Source organism: Streptomyces sp. NPDC020192 (assembly GCF_044388685.1).
In the GTDB taxonomy this organism is placed as follows: Bacteria; Actinomycetota; Actinomycetes; order Streptomycetales; family Streptomycetaceae; genus Streptomyces.
The window spans coordinates 132,964-153,873 of the sequence record NZ_JBIRXG010000023.1 but is presented as its reverse complement, the minus strand read 5'-3'; the positions used below and the strand labels follow the sequence as shown (position 1 = coordinate 153,873).

Below are 20,910 nucleotides of genomic sequence, written 5' to 3'. Positions count from 1 at the left end.
CGCCCGGTTACATTCCGAACCCGGAAGCTAAGCCTCACAGCGCCGATGGTACTGCAGGGGGGACCCTGTGGGAGAGTAGGACGCCGCCGAACAATTCTTCCAAAAAGGTCGGATCCTGAACTTCGGTTCGGGGTCCGGCCTTTTTACGTTGTCCTTAACGTGTCGTTCACCCTGCGCGCCCAGCATCCAGCACATGGGAACTGCTGCAATGCTCAGGGCCGCCGGCGTCGGAGTGGGTGACGAGGTCGTCGTACCGGCCTTCGGAAACGTCGAAGTCGCCGAGGCCGTGACCATGGCCGGTGCCCTCCCGGTGTTCGCCGACATAGACCCGGTGACGTACTGCCTCGACCCCGGCGCTGTCGAGGCGGCCGTAACTGCCCGTACGGTGGCGGTCGTTGCCGTGCATCGGTTCGGACGGCGGGCTGACATCGGGCGGCTGCACGCGCTGGGGCAGCGGCAGGGGCTGCTGGTGCTGGAGCAGGGCGAGTCCGAGGTGCCGTACGACGAGATAGCGCAGCGCCGGCAGCGGGCCGCGTACCTCGACGCCAAGCTCAAGGGCGTACGGACGCCGGACGGCGGTGACGGGCACACGTATCAGCAGTACGTCGTACGGGTGCCGGGGAACGGCCGGCCGGACCGGGACGCCTTCGCACGAGCCCTGCGGGCCAGGGGAGTTGAGTGCCGGGTGCCGGTGAAGACGCCCGTGCACCGGCTGCCGGAGTTCCGGCGGTGCGTGTCGCTGCCCGAGACCGAGCTGGCCGCCGACGAGACGCTCGCGCTGCCCGTGGACGCCGCGCTCACCAAGCGGGAGATGCAGCGCGTCGTCTCCGCGTGCAACGCGCTCGGCGGACTGCTGCAGCCCGCCTTCTGATCGGGGCCCGAACGAATTTGGGAACTCGGGCTGGTTCGGGGTACAGTTTCTTCGTCGCCGCGAGGGAAACCTCGAAAATGACAGGCCCCTATAGCTCAGTCGGCAGAGCGTCTCCATGGTAAGGAGAAGGTCAACGGTTCGATTCCGTTTGGGGGCTCGCCAAAAGAAAGACCCCGCCCTTTCGGGCGGGGTCTTTCTCATGCTTCCTGGTGGATTCCCGGCACTCGCATCGCCAGAATCGCCATGTCGTCCGACGGGGCGTCGGACGCGAAGCGTTCCACCGCGCGCATGATGCGGGCCGCGACCGCGCCCGCCGTCAGCCCCGTGCACGTGGTGAGGACGTCGGCGAGGCCGTCGTCGCCCAGCATGCGCGTGCCCTCACGGCGTTCGGTGACGCCGTCCGTGACGCAGAGCAGCACGTCACCGGGGTCGAGGGTGACCGTCTCCTCGTACAGCTCCAGGTCCTCGATGACGCCCAGCAGCGGCTGGGGTTCGGCGGCCGTGACCACCGTGCCGTCCTGGCGCAGGCGCAGCGGGAGCGGGTGGCCGGCGCAGACCACCTTCAGCTCGGCGCTGCCGTCCTCCTGGAGGCGCATCTCGCCGTAGAGGAGGGTCAGGAAGCGGCTGCGGTCGCCCTCGTCGAGGATGGCGGAGTTCAGGCGCTCCAGGACCGCCGGGCCGGAGAGGCCTTCGCGGGCCAGCAGGCGCAGGGCGTGCCGGGCGAGGCCCGTGACCGCCGCCGCGTTGGGGCCCGTACCGCAGACGTCGCCGATGGCGAAGCCGTAGGCGCCGTCGCCGATGGGGAAGAGGTCGTAGAAGTCACCGCCGACCTCGTTGCCCTCGCCGGCCGCGCGGTAGATGACCTCCACCTCGACGCCGTCGATGTGCGGGGTGCCGGGCGGGAGGAGGCTGCGCTGGAGGGCCTGGCTGATGGCCGTGCGCTCCGAGTAGAGGCGGGCGTTGTCGAGGGCGAGCGCGGCCCGGCGGGACAGGTCCTCGGCCAGTTCCAGGATTTCCTGGCGGAAGTGCTCGTCGGTGGGTTTGCCGAGGACGAGCATGCCGATGACGCGGTTGCGGGCGACGAGCGGCAGGACGACCGTCTCGCCGCCGACCGCGGAGGCCGTGGCGAGGGTCGGGCCGATGCCGGCGCTGACCGGGTGCGTGGGGCCGCCGGACAGGCCGAGGGTGCGCATGGAGGTGCGCAGGGCCGCCTGGTGGGCCACCTCGGCGGGGACGGTCCACACGCGGGCGCCGGGAGTCGGTACCGGGTCCGGCGGGGCGATCTTGGACAGCAGCGACTTGATGCCGTCGATGAGGTCCTCGTCCTCGTGCAGGACGTACGACAGATACGGGTCCGAAGCCTGGTCGGCGATCGTGTAGACGGCGCACCAGGTGGCCAGGGTCGGTACCGTCATCTGGGCCATCAGGGCCAGGGTCTGGTCGCGGTCGAGGGTGCCGGCCAGCAGGTCGGAGGCCTCGACCAGGAAGCTCAGGGAGCCGCGGCGCAGGCGCTCCAGCTCGCCCAGGCGGGCCGATTCGACGGCCAGGGCGATGCGGTCGGCGGCGAACTGCAGGCGCAGCGCCTCCTCGTTGGAGTACCGGCCGGGCGCCTCGGCCGCGACGCCGAGGGAGCCGGTGAGGCGGCCCTCGACCTTCAGCGGGACCGTGACGACCGAGCGCATGCCGGTGCCGCTCAGCAGGGGTACGGCGCCGGGTACGGCCGTGAGGTCCTCGTGGACGGCGGGCATGCGGGCGGAGCCGTAGCGGCCGGGGCCCGCTTCGACGGGCACGCGCGCGAATCGCTGGCGGGCGGACGGCAGGCCGGTGGAGGCGCGGACCTCCAGCTCGGTCTCGTCATCGGTGGCCAGCAGCAGGAAGGCGGAGTCGCCGTCGAGCATGTCACGCGCGCGTTCCACCGTGCGCTGCAGGAGGCCGTCGAGGTCGTCCGGGGCGGGGGAGCCGATGAACACCTCGAACGGGTCGGCGCTCTGGCCGTCGGAGGACTGGCTCTGGTCGCCGGCCGGGACGCGCGGCGGCGTCTGGAGCACGGCCCGCTCGTGCTCCCGTACCAGGAGGCAGACGGTGGAGGGCTCGCCGCCGGTGTCGCGGACCCTGAGGTGGGAGGCGTAGACCGGGGCCACCCGGCCGTCGGCGCCGCGGATGCCGTAGCTGCCCTCCCAGCGGGAGAGCTGGAGGGCCTCGGCGACGCCGGTGCTGGTGCCGGGGGTGTGCGGCCAGGCCGCGAGTTCGGTGAGCGGTCTGCCGATGACCTCGGACGCCGTGTGGCCGAAGAGGTCCTCGGCGTCCTCGTTCCAGGCGGTGACGGCGCCCTTGCGGTCGACCTGGAGGACGGCGACGCGGACCCGGCCGTCGGCGTGCGGGAGCAGCTCGGCCGGCAGGGACGGGCCGGCGGTGCGGGTGCCGACCGGGCGCTGGGGGAGGTTCAGCTGGAACCAGACGTTCTTGTGGGTGGGGGTGTAGTCCACGCCCCAGCGGGCGGCGAGGGCCGCGGCGAGCTGGAGGCCGCGGCCGCCCTCACGGTCGGGGCTGCCCATCGTCGCGGCGGAGCTCTGCAGGGGGACCTCGCGCTCGGGGTAGCGGTCGGAGACCTCGATGCGCACGCCGTCCTCGGTGCGCAGACAGAGCACGTCCGCGTGCGTGCCCGCGTGGACGACGGCGTTGGTCACCAGTTCGCTGGTGAGGACGACGGCGTCGTCGACGATGTCGGCGAATCCCCAGCCCTGGAGGGTGTCGCGGACGAAGGACCGGGCGGTCGCGACCGATCGTCCGACGGGCTCGAAGGTGGCGGCCGCGCGCGCGGTGATCACAGAACTCCTCGGCCGGTTGTCGACGTGCAGTGCAGCATGGCCGGCCGGCTCGCTTCGCTGCTGGGGCAGCAGCTCGCCCGTCGGCTGTGGCTCCGGGGGCTGTCCCCCGGGGATGACTCCGGTGGTCATGGTCTGCGGCCGCCCCTCCGATGCCCGCTCGTTCTCGTGCCACCGCCCAAGCCGGTCGGACCGGTGCGGCTGGACAGCCGCATGCAAGGTTACTTACCTTCGCCGTCCGAGCGGATGCCGGTCGCGAGTGTTTACCCCCCACGGTGTGCGGGCGATGTGCGAAGCTGCCGAACTGTTATGGCCTGGTTCGGGCCAGGTGAAACACTGGGCAAGCTTCTGATGAAGGTCGGGCCAGGCTGCGTGCGTTCCGTGTACGGCGGGCAGCAGCCTCTGGTGTGGCCGGATCTCGTCTGGCAGAAATACGCAGCAGTAACGGGTACGCGGAAGTATCCGGTATGCCGATGACCGGCACGCCGGGACCGAGGCGGCCGAGCACGGAGCACAACAGTAGTGGTCTACCCCTCCGGGAGGGACACAGTGGAGTCTGGCGCGGCGACGCGTGGCACGAAGACGCGCGCGAAAGGCGGACCGTCCCTGGGCAGGAACGGCGGCACCACCGCCGTGGACACGGCTGCCCTGAACCGTCTGCTGGCGGCTCTCGTGGCGATGCGTGACGGCAACTTCCGCAAGCGGCTCACCGTGTCCGGGGACGGGGTGATGTCGGAGGTCGCGGCCGTCTTCAACGAGGTGGCCGACCGGAATCTGCATCTGACCGGTGAGCTGTCCCGGGTACGGCGCATGGTGGGGCGTGAGGGAAAACTCACGGAACGGCTGGAGACGGGGGCCTGCGAGGGCTCCTGGGCGTCCGCCATCGACGCCTCCAACGCGCTGGTGGACGACCTCGTCTGGCCGGTGTCGGAGGTCAGCCGGGTGCTGACGGCGGTCGCCGAGGGCGATCTGTCGCCCCGGATGGAGCTGCGCACGCAGGCGCCGGACGACGGCGCCGGGCATCCGCTGCGGGGCGAGTTCCTGAAGGTCGGCCGTACCGTCAACAACCTGGTGGACCAGCTGTCGACGTTCACCGACGAGGTCACGCGCGTGGCCAGCGAGGTCGGTACGGAGGGCAAGCTCGGCGGACAGGCCCGGGTGCGCGGGATGTCGGGTTCGTGGAAGGACCTGACCGAGTCCGTCAACACGATGGCGGACCGGCTGACCGCGCAGGTGCGCGACATCGCGCTGGTGACCACGGCGGTCGCCAAGGGTGACCTGTCACGCAAGGTGACCGTCCATGTCGCCGGTGAGATGCTGGAGCTGAAGAACACCGTCAACACGATGGTGGACCAGCTGTCGGCCTTTTCCTCCGAGGTCACGCGGGTGGCCCGGGAGGTGGGCACCGAGGGCATCCTGGGCGGTCGCGCGCAGGTGCCCGAGGTGGCCGGCGTGTGGAAGGAACTGACCGACTCCGTCAACACGATGGCGGGCAACCTGACGGCGCAGGTGCGCGGGATCTCACAGGTCACGACCGCCGTCGCGAACGGTGATCTGTCGCAGAAGGTGACGGTTCCGGCACGCGGCGAGGTGGCGCAGCTCGCCGAGACGATCAACCAGATGACCGAGACGCTGCGGATCTTCGCGGACGAGGTCACGCGCGTGGCGAACGAGGTCGGCGCGGAGGGGCGGCTCGGCGGTCAGGCGAACGTGCCGGGCGCGGCCGGGACCTGGAAGGACCTGACGGACTCGGTCAACACGGTGTTCCGGAACCTGACCACGCAGGTGCGGGACATCGCCGCCGTGACGACGGCCGTGGCCAGCGGTGATCTGTCGCAGAAGGTCACGGTGGACGTGGCCGGCGAGATGCTGGAGCTGAAGAACACCGTCAACGGCATGGTGGACCAGCTGTCGGCGTTCGGTGCCGAGGTGACCCGGGTGGCCCGGGAGATCGGTGTCGAGGGTGAGCTGGGCGGCCAGGCGCAGGTGCCCGGTGCCGCCGGTGCGTGGAAGGACCTGACCGACTCCGTCAACACCGCATTCCGCAACCTCACCGGGCAGGTGCGCAACATCGCCCAGGTGACCACGGCGGTGGCCAACGGCGACCTGTCGCAGAAGGTGACCGTCGACGTCTCGGGCGAGATGCTCCAGCTGAAGAACACCGTGAACACGATGGTGGACCAGCTGTCGAGCTTCGCCGACCAGGTCACGCGGATGGCCCGGGACGTGGGTACGGAGGGCCGGCTCGGCGGTCAGGCCCGGGTGGACGGCGTGTCGGGCACGTGGAAGGAGTTGACGGACTCCGTCAACTTCATGGCCGGCAACCTGACGTCCCAGGTGCGCAACATCGCCCAGGTGACCACGGCGGTGGCCAACGGCGACCTGTCCCAGAAGATCGACGTTGACGCGCGCGGCGAGATCCTCGAGCTGAAGAACACGATCAACACGATGGTTGATCAACTGTCCGCCTTCGCCGACCAGGTGACCCGGGTCGCGCGTGACGTGGGCACGGAGGGCCGCCTCGGCGGTCAGGCTCAGGTGCCCGGCGTCGCCGGTGTGTGGCGGGACCTGACCGACTCCGTGAACGGCATGGCCGGCAACCTCACCGCCCAGGTGCGCAACATCGCGCAGGTCGCCACCGCCGTGGCACGCGGTGACCTCTCCCAGAAGATCACCGTGGACGCGCGCGGGGAGATCCTGGAGCTGAAGAACACCCTGAACACGATGGTGGACCAGCTGTCGTCGTTCGCCCAGGAGGTCACCCGGGTGGCCCGTGAGGTGGGCACGGAGGGCATCCTCGGCGGCCAGGCCGAGGTCCAGGGCGTCTCCGGCACCTGGAAGGACCTCACGCAGTCCGTGAACTTCATGGCGAACAACCTGACGATCCAGGTGCGCAACATCGCCGAGGTCACGACGGGGGTGGCCAAGGGCGACCTGTCGAAGAAGATCACTGTTGACGCCAAGGGCGAGATTCTTGAGCTGGTCACGACGGTCAACACGATGGTTGATCAACTGTCCAGCTTCGCCGAGCAGGTGACCCGGGTGGCCCGTGAAGTGGGCACCGAGGGCATCCTGGGCGGCCAGGCGCACGTGCCGGGCGTCACCGGTATCTGGAAGGACCTGAGCAACAACGTCAACCTGATGGCCAACAACCTGACCATGCAGGTGCGCAACATCTCGCAGGTGTCCGCGGCCGTCGCCAACGGTGACCTGACGCGGCAGGTGACGATCGAGGCGCGGGGTGAGGTCGCGCAGCTCGCCGACACCATCAACACCATGGTCAGGACGCTGAGTTCGTTCGCCGACCAGGTCACCAAGGTGGCCCGTGAGGTGGGCACGGACGGCATCCTGGGGGGCCAGGCGCACGTACCGGGTGTGGCCGGTACCTGGAAGGACCTCACCGAGTCCGTGAACCAGATGGCGTCCAACCTGACGGGTCAGGTGCGCAACATCGCCATGGTCACCACGGCCATCGCCAAGGGTGACTTGACGAAGAAGATCGACATTGACGCCCGCGGCGAGATTCTTGAGCTGAAGACGACGATCAACACGATGGTTGATCAGCTGTCAAGCTTCGCCGAGGAGGTCACGCGCGTCGCGCGCGAGGTGGGCACCGAGGGACAGCTCGGCGGCCAGGCGCGCGTGCGTGACGTCGACGGAACCTGGCGGGACCTGACCGAGTCGGTGAACGAGATGGCCGGGAACCTGACCCGGCAGGTGCGTGCCATCGCGCGCGTGGCGACCGCGGTGACCCGTGGTGACCTGAACCTGAAGATCGACGTGGACGCGTCCGGCGAGATCCAGGAACTGCAGGACTACATCAACAAGATGATCGCCAACCTGCGCGACACCACGATCGCCAACAAGGAGCAGGACTGGCTCAAGGGCAACCTGGCCCGCATCTCGGCCCTCATGCAGGGCCGCCGCGACCTGGAGGACGTGGCCTCCCTGATCATGAGCGAGCTGACGCCGGTGGTGTCGGCGCAGCACGGCGCGTTCTTCCTGGCGATGCCGATGGTCGAGGGCAAGACGGTGGGCAACGGCGAGGACAACTACGAGCTGCGGATGCTGGGTTCGTACGGCTATTCGATGGGCTCCATGCCGACGTCGTTCCGGCCCGGTGAGGCGCTGGTCGGCACGGCCGCGCAGGAGAAGCGCACGATCCTGGTCTCGGACGCGCCCAGCGGCTATCTGAAGATCTCCTCCGGGCTCGGTGAGGCCCCGCCCGCGCAGGTGATCGTGCTGCCGGTGCTGTTCGAGGGCAAGGTGCTCGGCATCATCGAGCTGGCCTCCTTCACGCCGTTCACGCAGATCCAGAAGGACTTCCTCAACCAGATCGCCGAGATGATCGCGACCAGCGTCAACACCATCTCGGTCAACACCAAGACCGAGCTGCTGCTGAAGCAGTCGCAGGAGCTGACCGAGCAACTGCGCGAGCGGTCGGCCGAGTTGGAGAACCGGCAGAAGGCGCTGCAGGCCTCCAACGCCGAACTGGAGGAGAAGGCCGAGCTGCTGGCCCGGCAGAACCGCGACATCGAGGTGAAGAACACCGAGATCGAGGAGGCCCGGCAGGTCCTGGAGGAGCGCGCCGAGCAACTCGCGGTGTCGATGCGCTACAAGAGCGAGTTCCTCGCCAACATGTCGCACGAGCTGCGCACCCCGCTCAACTCGCTGCTGATCCTCGCCAAACTGCTCGCCGACAACGCCGAGGGCAACCTCTCGCCGAAGCAGGTCGAGTTCGCCGAGACCATCCACGGCGCCGGCTCCGACCTGCTCCAGCTGATCAACGACATCCTGGACCTGTCGAAGGTCGAGGCGGGCAAGATGGACGTCTCACCGACGCGTATCGCGCTCGTCCAGCTCGTGGACTACGTGGAGGCCACCTTCCGCCCGCTGACCGCGGAGAAGGGCCTGGACCTGTCCGTACGGGTCTCGCCGGAGCTGCCCGCGACCCTGCACACCGACGAGCAGCGGCTGCTGCAGGTGCTGCGCAACCTGCTGTCGAACGCGGTGAAGTTCACCGACTCGGGCTCGGTGGAGCTGGTGATCCGGCCGGCCGGCGCGGACGTCCCGGTGGGCATCCGGGAGCAGTTGCTGGAGGCCGGTTCGCTGACCGATCCGGACGGGCCGCTGATCGCGTTCTCGGTGACGGACACCGGCATCGGTATCGCTGCCAGCAAGATGCGGGTGATCTTCGAGGCGTTCAAGCAGGCGGACGGTACGACCAGCCGCAAGTACGGCGGCACCGGCCTCGGCCTGTCGATCTCCCGGGAGATCGCGCAGCTGCTCGGCGGTGAGATCCACGCGCAGAGCGAACCGGGCCGCGGCTCGACGTTCACGCTGTACCTGCCGCTGCACCCGAGCGAGCTGCCGCCGCAGGGCTACCAGCAGTCCGTGCCCCCGCTGGGGGCGGGCGAGCTGCTCGCCTCCGAATCCAGGCCGTCCTCGGAGCTGTCCGCCGTGGAGATCGAGACCCCGGCCGAGGTGAAGTCGTACCGGGAGACGCAGAACGGCGCCGCGGCGCTCTTCCGGCGCCGCCGCCGCGGTCTGCCGCAGGGCGAGCCGCGGCACGAGCAGTGGGCGGCACCCGAGCAGGAGGGCACGCCGCATCCCGCGCACGCGGTGCGGTTCGGCGGCGAGAAGGTGCTGATCGTCGACGACGACATCCGCAACGTGTTCGCGCTGACCAGCGTGCTGGAGCAGCACGGTCTGTCGGTGCTGTACGCCGAGAACGGCCGCGAGGGCATCGAGGTGCTGGAGCAGCACGACGACGTGGCGGTCGTGCTGATGGACATCATGATGCCGGAGATGGACGGGTACGCGACGACCACGGCGATCCGCAGGATGCCGCAGTTCGCCGGGCTGCCGATCATCGCGCTGACGGCGAAGGCGATGAAGGGCGACCGGGAGAAGGCGATCGAGTCGGGCGCCTCGGACTATGTGACCAAGCCGGTCGATCCGGACCATCTGCTGGCCGTGATGCGGCAGTGGATGGCCGGCAAGTGACGGGAGAAGTCACAGGAGGGGCCGCCGGGATGTGAACACTCGGGGAACCTCCGGCGGGCGCCGGGAGTTGTCCCTGTGAGGCGGCTGCGAAGGTAGGGCTCGAGAGGGCTGTGCACGTATGGGAATGCGGGATTCCGGGAACCATCCCGGCCCGTGCCGCGTTTCCGTTACGTGCACAGTGACATCGCGGTGACAGGGTGTGGCGACGGGCGGGGTGCGGCTACGATGACCGGCACAAGGACGGGCGGCGAAAGGGAGTCGTCCCCTGGGGCGGCGCCCGGTGTACCGCCGGGGCGAGGAGGGCGGGCCATGGTGCAGAAGGCCAAGATCCTCCTGGTCGATGACCGGCCGGAGAATCTGCTGGCGCTGGAGGCGATCCTCTCGGCGCTCGATCAGACGCTGGTGCGGGCATCGTCCGGGGAGGAAGCGCTCAAGGCACTGCTCACGGACGATTTCGCGGTCATTCTGCTGGACGTCCAGATGCCGGGCATGGACGGTTTCGAGACCGCCGCGCACATCAAGCGGCGCGAGCGGACCCGGGACATCCCGATCATTTTCCTCACGGCGATCAACCACGGCCCCCACCACACCTTCCGGGGGTACGCGGCGGGCGCGGTGGACTACATCTCCAAGCCGTTCGACCCGTGGGTGCTGCGCGCGAAGGTGTCGGTCTTCGTCGAGCTGTACATGAAGAACTGCCAGCTGCGGGAGCAGGCGGCGCTGCTGCGGCTGCAGTTGGAGGGCGGCGGCAAGGGCGCGGTCGGCGGCAAGGAGTCGGCCGGGCTGCTCGCCGAGCTGTCCGCGCGGCTCGCGGCCGTGGAGGAGCAGGCCGAGGCGCTGTCCAAGCAACTGGACGATGACTCGGCGGACGCGGCCGCGGTGGCCACGGCGGCCCATCTGGAGCGCAAACTCACCGGGCTGCGCCGCGCGCTGGACGCCCTGGAGCCGGGCGCCGGGGCCAGCGGTTCGTCGGTGCCGGCGCAGAACTGACGTACACGCGGGCGGCGGTTGGCCATGAGCGTGCGTCAGTTCCGCATCCCCGCAAGGGCGACACGAACGGGTGAAGCTGTGGCCACGCGTGTCCGCTGTCGTCTCCCCCGGTAACCTCACACTCATGGCCTCACGTCCCTCCGCAGCCAAGAAGCAGCCCGCGAAGAAGGCGGCCGCTCCCGCGAAGGCTCCGGCGAGGAAGGCCGCAGCGAAGAAGGCCCCGGCCAAGAAGGCGCCCGCCAAGAAGGCCCCGGCGAAGAAGGCGGCGCCGCCGAAGCCGGCACCGAACCCCACCGGGGGCGTGTACCGGCTGGTGCGCGCCCTCTGGCTCGGTGTCGCGCACACCGTCGGCGCTGTCTTCCGCGGCATAGGGCAGGGCGCGAAGAACCTCGACCCTGCCCACCGCAAGGACGGCATCGCGCTGCTGCTGTTCGGCATCGCGCTGATCGTCGCCGCCGGTACCTGGGCCGACCTCAAGGGCCCCGTCGGCGACCTCGTGGAGATCCTCGTCACCGGCGCCTTCGGCCGGCTCGACCTGCTGGTGCCGATACTGCTCGCGGTGATCGCCGTACGGTTCATCCGGCACCCGGAGCAGCCGGAGGCCAACGGGCGGATCGTGATCGGCCTGTCCGCGCTCGTCATCGGCGTGCTCGGGCAGGTCCACATCGCCTGCGGCTCGCCCGCGCGCAGCGACGGCATGCAGGCGATAAGGGACGCCGGCGGCCTCATCGGCTGGGCGGCGGCGACCCCGCTGACGTACACCATGACCGACGTGCTCGCCGTACCCCTGCTGGTACTGCTGACGATCTTCGGTCTGCTCGTGGTGACCGCCACCCCGGTCAACGCCATCCCGCAGCGGCTGCGGGCGCTCGGCGTGCGCCTGGGCGTGCTGCACGACCATGAGGCCGAGGGGTACGAGGAGTACACCGACGACGACGCGCGCTACGACGAGCAGTGGCGCGAGGCGCTGCCCGCGCGCCCCCGCAGGCGCTCGAGCGCCCCCCAGGCGTACGACCCGGACAGCGCCGAGGAAGACGCCCTCTCGCACCGCCGCGGCCGCCCCAGGCGCTCCGCGGTGCCCCAGCCGGATCCGCAGCGCCAGATGGACGCCGTGGACGTCGCAGCGGCCGCCGCTGCCGCGCTCGACGGTGCCGTGCTGCACGGCATGCCGCCCTCCCCGCTGGTCGCCGACCTCACCCAGGGCGTCAGCATCGGTGGGCGCGAAGAGACCACCCCGGTGCCCACGCCCACGCCCGACCCCGCGCCGGCCCCCGCGCCCTCGCCCGTCCCGGCCGCGCGCCCCAAGCAGGAGAAGCTCCAGCCCGGGATCGTCCCCGACCTGACCAAGAAGGCCCCCGAGGAGCCCCGCGACCTGCCCCCGCGCGCGGAGCAGCTCCAGCTCTCCGGGGACATCACCTACGCGCTTCCCTCCCTGGACCTCCTCACCCGTGGCGGCCCCGGCAAGGCGCGCAGCGAGGCGAATGACGCCGTAGTCGCCTCGCTCACCCAGGTCTTCTCCGAGTTCAAGGTCGACGCGGCCGTCACCGGCTTCACCCGCGGCCCGACGGTCACCCGCTACGAGGTGGAGCTCGGCCCGGCCGTGAAGGTCGAGCGGATCACCGCGCTGACCAAGAACATCGCGTACGCGGTCGCCAGCCCGGACGTGCGGATCATCAGCCCCATCCCCGGCAAGTCCGCGGTGGGCATCGAGATCCCGAACACCGACCGCGAGATGGTCAACCTCGGTGACGTGCTGCGGCTGGCGGAGTCCGCCGAGGACGACGATCCGATGCTGGTCGCCTTCGGCAAGGACGTCGAGGGCGGGTACGTCATGCACTCGCTGGCCAAGATGCCGCACATGCTGGTCGCCGGCGCCACCGGCTCGGGCAAGTCGTCCTGCATCAACTGCCTGATCACCTCGGTCATGATGCGGGCGACCCCGGAGGACGTCCGGATGATCCTGGTCGACCCCAAGCGGGTCGAGCTGACCGCGTACGAGGGCATCCCGCACCTGATCACGCCGATCATCACCAACCCCAAGCGGGCCGCCGAGGCGCTCCAGTGGGTCGTACGCGAGATGGACCTGCGCTACGACGACCTCGCCGCGTTCGGATTCCGGCACATCGACGACTTCAACCAGGCCATCCGGGACGGCAAGGTGAAGTTGCCCGAGGGCAGCGAGCGCGAGCTCCAGCCGTACCCGTACCTGCTGGTGATCGTGGACGAGCTGGCCGACCTGATGATGGTCGCCCCGCGTGACGTCGAGGACGCGATCGTGCGCATCACGCAGCTCGCGCGCGCGGCGGGCATCCACCTGGTGCTCGCCACCCAGCGCCCGTCGGTCGACGTGGTCACCGGTCTGATCAAGGCCAACGTGCCCTCCCGGCTGGCCTTCGCCACCTCCTCGCTGGCCGACTCCCGGGTCATCCTCGACCAGCCCGGCGCCGAGAAGCTGATCGGCAAGGGCGACGGGCTGTTCCTGCCGATGGGGGCGAACAAGGCGACCCGTATGCAGGGCGCCTTCGTCACCGAGGCCGAGGTCGCCGTCGTCGTACAGCACTGCAAGGACCAGATGGCGCCGGTCTTCCGGGACGACGTCACGGTCGGCACCAAGCAGAAGAAGGAGATCGACGAGGACATCGGCGACGACCTCGACCTGCTGTGCCAGGCGGCCGAGCTGGTCGTCTCCACGCAGTTCGGGTCGACCTCCATGCTCCAGCGCAAGCTGCGCGTGGGCTTCGCCAAGGCCGGGCGGCTCATGGACCTCATGGAGTCCCGGGGCGTCGTGGGGCCCAGCGAGGGCTCCAAGGCACGTGATGTTCTTGTGAAGCCTGACGAGCTGGACGGCGTGCTCGCGGTGATCCGCGGGGAGTCTGACGGGTAGGTAGTGCGAAGGGCCGTCCGGCGGACACGGGTTACGCCGGGTGGCCGGATCGTCGTGACCCACCCGTTAGAGATGAGCGGGCAACCGTTTCCCTTTGTGGTACGTCAAGTTGAGCGAGAGGACGGGCAGGCGTCCCACCATGGGACATCTGCCTGTTCGACCGTCGGGACGACCGGCCATTCCGATGGCGTAAAGGTCCGACCGCCCGGTTGCCCCACCCTTTCGTACCCCCCCTAGACTGAGCTTCCAGCACAGGTGGCTACACGCTCGAAAGGCGCCCCCGTGTCCATCGGCAACTCCCCTGAAGACGAGCGTCCGTTCCCAGACGAGTCCCAGGAACCCCGTGTCTCCGTGGGCCGCGCCCTGCAGCAGGCGCGGATCGCGGCCGGGCTCACCGTGGACGACGTCAGCAGTGCCACTCGTGTCCGTATCGCCATCGTGCACGCCATCGAGGCGGACGATTTCGCCCCCTGCGGCGGCGACGTGTACGCGCGCGGGCACATCCGCACGCTGGCCAAGGCCGTCCATCTCGATCCCGCGCCCCTGATCGCCCAGTACGACGCCGAGCACGGCGGGCGTCCCGCTCCCACTCCGGCGGCCCCCCTGTTCGAGGCGGAACGGATCCGTCCCGAGCGGCGCGGGCCGAACTGGACCGCGGCCATGGTCGCCGCGATCGTCGTCGTGATCGGATTCGTCGGCTTCACCGCGCTGAAGGGCGGCGACGGCGGAAACGACTCCAAGACCCAGGTCGCCGAGGGCGCCAAGTCCTCCGCCAGTAAGTCCGCCTCGCCCACGCCGAAGAAGGACAAGCCCGCCCAGCCGACCGGCGAGCCCTCCGACAGCGCCATCGCCGCGGCCCCCCAGGACAAGGTGACCGTGCAGGTCAGTGCGCCGAACGGACGCAGCTGGATCTCGGCCAAGGACCACAACGGCCGGATGCTCTTCGACGGGCTGCTGAAGAAGGGCGAGTCCAAGACCTTCCAGGACAGCTCCAAGATCAACCTGATCCTCGGCGACGCCGGCGCGATCGAGCTGTACGTCAACGGCAAGAAGATCGACGACAACTTCCAGCCGGGCGCGGTGGAGCGCCTGACGTACACGAAGGGCGACCCGGTCGCGGGGTGATCTGCCCTGCGGTCCGCCGGGGAGGCCCTGACCCCGTCGACGTGGGCTGTCAGTGAGACAAAGTACTCTTGAGCCCATGCCTGAACGCCGTACCGTCGCACTCGTCACTCTCGGCTGCGCCCGTAACGAGGTGGACTCGGAGGAGCTCGCAGGCCGTTTGGAGGCGGACGGCTGGCAGCTCGTCGAGGACGCCGCGGACGCCGACGTCGCCGTGGTCAACACCTGTGGCTTCGTCGAGGCCGCGAAGAAGGACTCCGTCGACGCCCTCCTCGAGGCCAACGATCTCAAGGACCATGGGAGAACCCAGGCTGTCGTGGCCGTGGGCTGCATGGCCGAGCGGTACGGCAAGGAGCTGGCCGAGGCGCTGCCCGAGGCCGACGGCGTGCTCGGCTTCGACGACTACGCGGACATCTCCGACCGCCTGCAGACCATCCTGTCCGGCGGCATCCACGCCTCCCACACCCCGCGCGACCGCCGCAAGCTGCTGCCGATCAGCCCGGCCGAGCGGCAGGAATCGGCCGCCGCCGTCGCACTGCCCGGCCACGGCCCGGCGGACCTCCCCGACGGCGTCGCGCCCGCCTCCGGCCCGCGCGCGCCCCTGCGTCGCCGTCTCGACGGCTCCCCGGTCGCCTCGGTGAAGCTCGCCTCCGGCTGCGACCGGCGCTGCTCCTTCTGCGCCATCCCCTCCTTCCGCGGCTCCTTCATCTCACGCCGCCCGAGCGACGTGCTGAACGAGACCCGCTGGCTGGCCGAACAGGGCGTGAAGGAGATCATGCTGGTCTCCGAGAACAACACCTCCTACGGCAAGGACCTGGGCGACATCCGCCTGCTGGAGTCCCTGCTGCCGGAGCTGGCCGAGGTCGACGGCCTCGAGCGGGTGCGCGTGAGCTATCTCCAGCCGGCCGAGATGCGCCCGGGGCTCATCGACGTCCTGACCTCGACCCCCAAGGTCGTCCCGTACTTCGACCTGTCCTTCCAGCACTCCGCGCCCGACGTGCTGCGGGCCATGCGCCGCTTCGGCGACACCGACCGCTTCCTGGAGCTGCTCGACACCATCCGCAGCAAGGCCCCCGAGGCCGGCGTGCGCTCCAACTTCATCGTCGGCTTCCCCGGCGAGACCGAGGCCGACCTGGCGGAGCTGGAGCGGTTCCTGACCGGCGCCCGCCTGGACGCCATCGGTGTCTTCGGCTACTCCGACGAGGAGGGCACGGAGGCGGCGACGTACGAGAACAAGCTGGACGAGGACGTCGTGGCCGAGCGGCTCGCGCACATCTCCCGGCTCGCCGAGGAGCTCGTCTCGCAGCGCGCCGAGGAGCGCGTCGGCGAGACCGTGCGCGTCCTGGTCGAGTCCGTGGACGAGGAAGAGGGCGTCTACGGCCGCGCCGCGCACCAGGCGCCGGAGACCGACGGCCAGGTGCTGCTCACGAGCGGCGGAGGCCTGAGCGTCGGACGTATGGTCGAGGCGAAGGTGGTCGGTACGGAAGGTGTCGACCTGGTGGCCGAGCCGCTGGCCGGCTCGCTCGCATGTAGTGAGGAGGCGGGCAGATGACCGGAGTCCCGGCATCCGCCGCAGGCGGCTCCTCCGGCGCACAGGGCCCCCGGGGTTCCGCCGCCGCTGCCGACGGCACCCGGTCCGAGGCCTCCGGTACTGCTCCTGGCACCGACAACGGCGGCAAGCCCGCGCGGGGCGGGAAGATCGCGGCCGCGGCCGTCAACCAGGCGAGCGTCTGGAACGTCGCCAATCTGCTGACCATGCTCCGGCTGGTGCTGGTGCCCGGCTTCGTGGCCCTGATGCTGGCGAACGGCGGCTACGACCCGGCCTGGCGCTCACTGGCCTGGGCGGCCTTCGCCGTCGCCATGATCACCGACCTGTTCGACGGGCATCTGGCGCGTACCTACAACCTGGTCACGGACTTCGGGAAGATCGCCGACCCCATCGCCGACAAGGCGATCATGGGGGCGGCGCTCATCTGTCTGTCCGCCCTGGGCGACCTGCCGTGGTGGGTCACCGCCGTGATCCTCGGCCGGGAACTCGGCATCACACTTCTGCGTTTTCTGGTCATCCGCTACGGCGTGATCCCCGCGAGCCGGGGCGGCAAGCTCAAGACGCTCACCCAGGGCGTGGCCGTCGGGATGTACGTCCTGGCACTGACGGGGTGGCTGGCGACTCTGAGGTTCTGGGTGATGGCCGTGGCGGTCGTCCTCACCGTCGTCACCGGTCTCGACTATGTAAGACAGGCCATTGTGCTGCGCCGAGAGGGAATCGCGGAGCGCGCGGCGGCGTTGGAGGATGAGGAAGCGTGAGTTCCACGGCCACCGAGCTGGTGCGACTACTGACTGTGAGGGGCGAGACCCTCGCCGTCGCCGAGTCGCTCACCGGTGGCCTGGTGGCGGCGGAGATCACCGCGGTCCCCGGAGCGTCCAAGGTGTTCCGGGGGTCGGTCACCGCCTACGCCACGGAGCTGAAGCACGAGCTGTTGGGCGTCGACGCCGCCCTGCTGGCACGGCAGGGAGCGGTGGATCCGCAGGTCGCGGCCCAGATGGCGGCCGGAGTACGCAAGGCTCTGGGCGCCGACTGGGGTCTCGCGACCACCGGAGTCGCCGGCCCCGACCCGCAGGACGGCAAGCCCGTCGGGACGGTGTTCGTGGCCGCCGACGGGCCGTTCACCGACCGTGCCGGTTCTGCCGGTGGCGGAAAAGTGGAGGCTCTGCGGTTGAACGGCAGCCGTGCGGAAATTCGTATGGAGAGTGTACGGAGCGTACTCGCAGTGCTCCTGAAGCAGCTTGCGGGCGAACAGACCGGGAATGAGCGGGCACAGGATACGGAACGGAACGGGGGGTTTTGATGTTTGCAGCCCTGAGTGAACACGACATCGCTCCCCGCACGGCCGCAGCGCGAGGCGGTACGGTGGGGCGAGAAGGATGCGGCTACGCGGTCCGAGGAGGGAGCCACCGATGATTCTGCTCCGTCGCCTGCTGGGTGACGTGCTGCGTCGGCAGCGCCAACGCCAGGGCCGTACTCTGCGCGAAGTCTCCTCGTCCGCCCGAGTCTCACTCGGCTATCTCTCCGAGGTGGAGCGGGGGCAGAAGGAGGCTTCCTCCGAGCTGCTCTCCGCCATCTGCGACGCGTTGGACGTACGGATGTCGGAACTCATGCGAGAAGTGAGCGACGAGCTGGCGCTCGCCGAGCTGGCCCAGTCCGCCGCGGCCACCGAGCCCGTGCCCACGCCGGTCCGTCCGGTGCTGGGTTCCGTCTCGGTGACCGGTGTGCCACCGGAACGGGTGACCATCAAGGCGCCCGCCGGGGCGGTGGACGTGGTCGCCGCGTGAGGTTCGCGCGCGCGGCCCGGTGACCCGATACGAGTGACAGCCCCGGTCGGCTGCTCCAGGGAGACCTGGGGGAGGCGGCCGGGGCTTGTCTCGTTCTCGGCCCGGGTTGCGTCCGTTTGCCGGGTTTGTGCGGTGCGGTCATGGTGGAGGGACGTGACGGCGCCGAAGCACCGGAGGAAGCGGATGTACGTCGTGAAGAGCCCGTTGCCCGACGCGGACCTGAAGACCGTGTCCGAGGCGTTGCAGGGCGCCCTCGTCGACCTGGTGGATCTCTCGCTGGTCGCCAAGCAGATCCACTGGAACGTCGTCGGGCCGCGCTTCCGGTCCATCCACCTGCAGCTCGACGAGGTCGTCGCCTCCGCGCGCACCCACTCCGACACGGTGGCCGAGCGGGCCTCCGCCCTCGGCGTCCCGCCCGACGGGCGCGCGGCCACGGTGGCCTCGTCCAGCGGCATCGGCACCACTCCGGCGGGCTGGATCAAGGACGGGGACGCGGTCAGAGCGATGGTGGACGCGCTCGGCGCCGTGATCACCCGGATGCGGGAGCGGGTGGCCGCCACGGCGGAGCCGGATCCGGTGTCCCAGGACATCTTCATCGGGATCACCGCGGATCTGGAGAAGCATCACTGGATGTTCCAGGCGGAGAACGCGTAGCGGCTCGTCCAGGGACGCTCGACGCGCTGTCTCATGCGGCTCGACCGTGGCTCGACAATGTGCATCGATGAGCCCTCGATGCGCCTCCCGCGCCGGACAGGCGGCGGTCTAGCGTCTCGCAGGAGGTGATGGCGGCCATGGTGGCGCGGACAGTGCGCTGGGCGCTCGGGCTGGGGCTCACGGCCGTGTGGTGGTGGGCCGTGCTGCGGCTCGCCCTGGGGCAGAGCCCGGGTGTGGTGGAGGGCGCCGTCGTGGCCGGCGGGTGGGGGCTGAGCGTGCTGCCCGTGCACTGTGTGCCCAAGGGGCGGGCGGACGGGGCGCTGCCGACGGGGCGCTGGGGGGCGGCCTGGCGGGCCGGAGACGTCACCAGGGCATCGCCACACCCCCGTTCGGGCGAAGTATCTGACCCGTCGTGAACAGCGAGGCGTCCGACGCCAGATGCAGCACCGCGTGGGCGACGTCGTCCGGCTCGCCGACCCGGCCGAGGGGCGCCATCCGGGCCATCATGCCCTCGGTGTGCGCCTGGGCCTCGCCGTCGTGACGCTGTGTCATGGGGGTGCGGATCCAGCCCGGCGCGACCGCGTTGACCCGGATGCCGTGCGGGCCGACCTCGGTGGCGAGGGTCCTGGTCAGCTGGACCACGGCCGCCTTGGCCGCGCCGTAGCAGAGCAGCCCCGGTCTGCCGGTGTCGACCGCGCCGGACGCCATGGTGACGATGCTGCCCCGGGTGCCCTGGGCGAGCATCAGCCGGGCCGCCTCCTGGCAGGCGTACAGCACGCCCTTGAAGTTGACGTCCAGGACCCGGTCGAGATCCTCGTCGCGGGTCTCCAGCACCGGGCTGCTGTGCATGATCCCGGCGATCGCCGCCATCACGTCCAGGCGCTCGCAGGACCGTACGGCCTCGGCGAGCGCGGTCCGGTCGGCGACGTCCAGGACGTGTACGAGGGCCGTGCCGCCGTGGTCCTTGATCTGCGCGGCCGTGCCGTGCAGGCCGTCCGCGTCCCGGTCGGCACAGTGCACCGTCGCACCCGCCTCGGCGAGCAGGACGGCACTGGCCCGGCCGATACCGCCGGCGGCTCCGGTGACGAACGCGGTGCGTCCGGTGAGGTCGTACGCGGTGAGGGGCATGCAGCGACCGTACGAGCATTTCTGACGGGTCGTCAATTAGTCGGTGGGGATCGGGCTGGGGCCGGGGTGTGGGATCGGTCGGCCGGGGCGCGGAGCGCGGGGTATGGGCCGGCTCGGGATCCGGTCGGTTCGGGCGCCCGGCAGGGTGTGGCGGGGCGCGCGTCCGGTGTCAGGCGGGGCGGCGGGGAGGGTGGTCTCGCCGACGTTGCGGTGAGCCGGGGGCCGGTGCGGGGCCGATCTGGCAGGTGGGGCACCAGTAGGTGGGGCGGGTCCGGGAGCCGTCGCCCTGGTCGGCCACGCGGACGGGGGTGTGGCAGCGCAGACAGGGGTGGGGTGCGCGGCCGTAGACGAACAGGTCGTGCCGGTGCAGGCCCGTGGTCTGGCGGACCGGGCGGTCGCGGTTGGCCTCCAGCAGCTTCTTGGCGAGCGGGGGCAGCCTCTCGGCGCGGTCCGCGGGCAGGGCGCCGACGCGCAGCCAGGGGGTCACGCCGAGCAGGAAGCACAACTCGCTCTTGTAGACATTGCCGATACCGGCCAGGTTGCGCTGGTCGAGCAGGGCCTCGCCGAGCGGGCGGGCGGGGTCGGCGAGGAGGTTGGCCAGGGCGAGCCCGGGGTCCCAGTCCGGGCCGAGCAGATCGGGGCCGAGATGGCCGACGACCCGCTCCTCCTCCCGCGTGCGCAGCAGCTCCAGGACCTGGAGGCGATAGCCCACGGCCGTGCGGTCGGCCGTGCCGAGGACCGCCCGGATCTGGTGGGCCGGCCCGCCCCGCCAGCGCTCGCCCGCGCCGTACACCCGCCACGCCCCCTCCATCCGCAGATGGGTGTGCAGGGTGAGGCCGCCCTCGAACCGGGTCAGCAGATGCTTGCCGCGCGGGATGGTGTTCAGCACCGTACGGCCGGTGAGGTCGACCGTCGCGTACTTCGGCACCCGGAAGTCGCTGCGGGTCAGTGCCTTGCCCGCGAGGGCCTCGTGCAGCCGCCGCGCGGCCTGCCAGACCGTGTCACCTTCGGGCATGCGTCCAGGGTCCCACGGGGGATGTGGGGTGTGCCGGGCATGCGGTGGCCGTGGTGGTCAGGCGTGGCTCTTCCAGCGGTGC

The 20,910-nt window shown here is 70.4% G+C and carries 14 protein-coding genes, 1 tRNA gene and 1 rRNA gene; 13 read left to right on the top strand and 3 right to left on the bottom strand.

Annotated features, from left to right (window positions below; translation table 11 throughout):
* The 3 genes from rrf to ACH47Z_RS35240 form a co-directional block, all read left to right on the top strand.
* A 5S ribosomal RNA gene (gene rrf, locus ACH47Z_RS35250) occupies positions 1–92 on the top strand; the annotation flags it as partial.
* A gap of 116 nt (positions 93–208) precedes the next feature.
* The gene (locus ACH47Z_RS35245; protein WP_399081130.1) at positions 209–871 is read left to right on the top strand and encodes a DegT/DnrJ/EryC1/StrS family aminotransferase; all 663 of its coding nucleotides are present in this window, start codon (positions 209–211) and stop codon (positions 869–871) included.
* A gap of 84 nt (positions 872–955) precedes the next feature.
* Positions 956–1,028: transfer RNA gene (locus tag ACH47Z_RS35240), tRNA-Thr, on the top strand.
* Positions 1,029–1,068: 40 nt separating this feature from the next.
* Here the strand turns inward: ACH47Z_RS35240 and ACH47Z_RS35235 are convergent.
* Entirely contained in the window at positions 1,069–3,828 is a 2,760-nt protein-coding gene (locus ACH47Z_RS35235) for a SpoIIE family protein phosphatase (protein WP_399081114.1), read from the bottom strand.
* Positions 3,829–4,245: 417 nt separating this feature from the next.
* Between ACH47Z_RS35235 and ACH47Z_RS35230 the strand changes: the two genes are divergently transcribed.
* From ACH47Z_RS35230 to ACH47Z_RS35185, 10 genes are all read left to right on the top strand, one after another.
* On the top strand, positions 4,246–9,702 hold the full coding sequence (locus tag ACH47Z_RS35230) for a HAMP domain-containing protein (RefSeq protein ID WP_399081112.1): 5,457 nt from the start codon (positions 4,246–4,248) through the stop codon (positions 9,700–9,702).
* 309 nt (positions 9,703–10,011) lie between these two features.
* Complete coding sequence (locus tag ACH47Z_RS35225) at positions 10,012–10,692, top strand: two-component system response regulator (protein ID WP_399081110.1); 681 nt, start codon at positions 10,012–10,014, stop codon at positions 10,690–10,692.
* 124 nt (positions 10,693–10,816) lie between these two features.
* Positions 10,817–13,576 carry a DNA translocase FtsK gene (locus ACH47Z_RS35220; protein WP_399081108.1) on the top strand — a complete coding sequence of 920 codons (2,760 nt, stop codon included), beginning with the start codon at positions 10,817–10,819 and terminating at the stop codon, positions 13,574–13,576.
* 282 nt (positions 13,577–13,858) lie between these two features.
* Positions 13,859–14,701 (top strand): helix-turn-helix domain-containing protein, encoded by an 843-nt coding sequence (locus tag ACH47Z_RS35215; protein WP_399081106.1) that lies wholly within the window; start codon positions 13,859–13,861, stop codon positions 14,699–14,701.
* Between the two features lie 76 nt (positions 14,702–14,777).
* Positions 14,778–16,250 carry a 30S ribosomal protein S12 methylthiotransferase RimO gene (gene rimO / locus ACH47Z_RS35210; RefSeq protein WP_399081104.1) on the top strand — a complete coding sequence of 491 codons (1,473 nt, stop codon included), beginning with the start codon at positions 14,778–14,780 and terminating at the stop codon, positions 16,248–16,250.
* Positions 16,247–17,005 carry a CDP-diacylglycerol--glycerol-3-phosphate 3-phosphatidyltransferase gene (gene pgsA, locus ACH47Z_RS35205; protein WP_399081102.1) on the top strand — a complete coding sequence of 253 codons (759 nt, stop codon included), beginning with the start codon at positions 16,247–16,249 and terminating at the stop codon, positions 17,003–17,005. Before rimO ends, pgsA begins: the two co-directional genes overlap by 4 nt.
* The gene (locus tag ACH47Z_RS35200; protein WP_399081100.1) at positions 17,002–17,547 is read left to right on the top strand and encodes a CinA family protein; all 546 of its coding nucleotides are present in this window, start codon (positions 17,002–17,004) and stop codon (positions 17,545–17,547) included. The genes pgsA and ACH47Z_RS35200 overlap by 4 nt, the downstream gene beginning before the upstream one ends.
* 109 nt (positions 17,548–17,656) lie before the next feature.
* On the top strand, positions 17,657–18,031 hold the full coding sequence (locus tag ACH47Z_RS35195; RefSeq protein ID WP_351209052.1) for a helix-turn-helix transcriptional regulator: 375 nt from the start codon (positions 17,657–17,659) through the stop codon (positions 18,029–18,031).
* Positions 18,032–18,214: 183 nt separating this feature from the next.
* Positions 18,215–18,685 carry a Dps family protein gene (locus ACH47Z_RS35190; RefSeq protein WP_399081128.1) on the top strand — a complete coding sequence of 157 codons (471 nt, stop codon included), beginning with the start codon at positions 18,215–18,217 and terminating at the stop codon, positions 18,683–18,685.
* A gap of 137 nt (positions 18,686–18,822) precedes the next feature.
* Positions 18,823–19,101, top strand: coding sequence for a hypothetical protein (locus ACH47Z_RS35185; RefSeq protein ID WP_399081098.1), 279 nt, complete (start codon positions 18,823–18,825; stop codon positions 19,099–19,101).
* Here ACH47Z_RS35185 and ACH47Z_RS35180 read toward each other — a convergent pair.
* Entirely contained in the window at positions 19,049–19,813 is a 765-nt protein-coding gene (locus tag ACH47Z_RS35180) for an SDR family NAD(P)-dependent oxidoreductase (RefSeq protein WP_399081096.1), read from the bottom strand. The two genes, ACH47Z_RS35185 and ACH47Z_RS35180, sit on opposite strands and share 53 nt — an antisense overlap.
* Positions 19,814–19,982: 169 nt before the next feature.
* On the bottom strand, positions 19,983–20,828 hold the full coding sequence (locus tag ACH47Z_RS35175) for an Fpg/Nei family DNA glycosylase (protein WP_399081094.1): 846 nt from the start codon (positions 20,826–20,828) through the stop codon (positions 19,983–19,985).
* Positions 20,829–20,910: the final 82 nt, after the last annotated feature.